Consider the following 974-nt stretch of genomic DNA (forward strand, 5'->3'; position numbering starts at 1 on the left):
GAATAGCCGGGGTCGGAAGCGCCAGCCGAGGATCTCGGAGCCGGCGGAGTCGAGGTCGTTGAGGCGGAAACGATGAATTCTCCGGCATCGCGGCGTTTTGTGGCCCGCGTCCTCCACCACGACGGTGTCCTCCACCACGACGGAGCCCCACACCACGACGGAGCCCCACACCACGACGGTGACCGCCGCAGCGGCGACGGACGTTCCGGATGCGCCGCCGGCACTGCCCCAACGGTCCGGCGGCACTCGCCGGGCCGACCGCCGCAATCCCGCCGACGAGGTCGATGGACTCCGCCCCGGGACCATCGTTCACAGCGCTGATGATCCGCACCTCCGGGACGATCCTGTCGGTGCGGGTCGTTCTCCCGGTGGGGAGATTCCCCACGGCCGGGTCGGGCCGGGTGGCGGCGCCCATTCGCGCAGCCACGGTTCGCCGCAGCCGGCCGACAGGCCTTTTGGTGATGACGGGTCCCACCCGCACGGCGAAGGCACCGATCTCCCTCGAGAGCAAACTCCGGCGGAAAAAGAACACAGTGTTGACAATGAGAGCTGTGCACCCGAACAACGCGGCGGGGCCGAAAGTCGGCAGGACGAGATCGCTGGGACGCGGGCCACAAAACGCCGCGATGCCGGAGAATTCATCGTTTCCGCCTCAACGACCTCGACTCCGACGGCTCCGAGATCCTCGGCTGGCGCTTCCGACCCCGGCTATTCCGAACTGACGGCCACGGCATCGGCACTCCAGACGTCGGCGGCCGGCGTACCGACAGCCTCTCCTTCGGTAGGCGCCGAATCGGCTGCCGGGCCGCTCCACGCGCCCGCGCCTGTGCGCGCACAGGCGGTACGGACTCGCCTGGCCAGTCCCCTGGAGCGCATGCGCTCGATGGACCGGATGCGGGCGCTCGGCGGCATCCCGGCGCGGGCGCGGCTGGTCGGCCGCGGTGCAGGTGACGGCCCGCCCCCGACCACCCCCG

At 70.7% G+C, this 974-nt stretch carries 1 protein-coding gene; it reads right to left on the bottom strand.

Going from position 1 to position 974, the window contains the following annotated elements:
• Positions 1-246, bottom strand: a 246-nt coding sequence (locus tag NBZ85_RS31385; protein ID WP_261563453.1) for a hypothetical protein, incomplete at its 3' end; no start/stop codon positions are given.
• Between the last annotated feature and the right edge of the window lie 728 nt (positions 247-974).

The sequence above is a fragment of the Frankia tisae genome (assembly GCF_025403405.1).
Taxonomy (GTDB): Bacteria; Actinomycetota; Actinomycetes; order Frankiales; family Frankiaceae; genus Frankia; species Frankia tisai.